This is a genomic window from Mycobacterium sp. E1214 (genome assembly GCF_001666755.1).
GTDB lineage: Bacteria > Actinomycetota > Actinomycetes > Mycobacteriales > Mycobacteriaceae > Mycobacterium.
Map to the genome: position 1 here is coordinate 1 of NZ_LZJC01000080.1, position 658 is coordinate 658.

The window sequence follows — 658 nt, forward strand, 5'->3', positions numbered from 1 at the left end:
CGAGGGCGTGCAGATCTCGACGATCTCGTTCGGCACGCCCTACGGCACCGTCGACTACGAGGGGGCCACCATCCCGGTGCCCGTGGACGACCAGACCCTGCAGAAAATCTGCGAGATCACCGACGGCCAGTCGTTTCACGCCGACAGCCTGGACTCGCTGAAGAACGTCTACACGACCCTGCAGCGCCAGATCGGCTACGAGTCCGTGAAGGGCGACGCCAGCCTGGCCTGGATGCTGCTGGGCACCGTCGCCATGGCCGGTGCCGTGCTGGCCGGGCTGCTGCTCAACCGCCGGCTGCCCGCCTGAGTCTCAGGTGGGCAGGCGCCGGTTGAGGACCAACGCCAACACCGTCGCGATCAGCGCCGCGACGACCCCCAGCCGCAACCAGCCGGCGCTGCCGGGGCCGGGCACCGTGCGGTAGCCGATCTCGTTCTCGATGGCGTTGTAGCTCTTGTTGAGCTCGGCGGCGTTGGTCGCGGTGTAGGCCTGCCCGCCGGAGAGCTTGGCGACGGTCTTCATCTGGTCGGTCGAGACGGGCACGGCGACGCGCTGCCCGTCCATCTCGATTTCGCCGCCCTTGGTGCCGAACGAGATCGTCGAGATCTGCACGCCCTCGGACTTCGCGGCGCGGGCCGCGGTGAAGGCGCCCTGCGGGGC

2 pseudogenes are annotated in these 658 nt (G+C 69.3%); one reads left to right on the forward strand and one right to left on the reverse strand.

What is annotated here, in order from left to right:
- Positions 1–307 (forward strand): annotated as a pseudogene (locus A5700_RS09440) (hypothetical protein); the annotation flags it as partial.
- Between the two features lie 3 nt (positions 308–310).
- On the opposite strand, the pseudogene A5700_RS09445 reads toward A5700_RS09440, so the two are convergent.
- A pseudogene (locus tag A5700_RS09445) lies at positions 311–658 on the reverse strand (hypothetical protein); the annotation flags it as partial.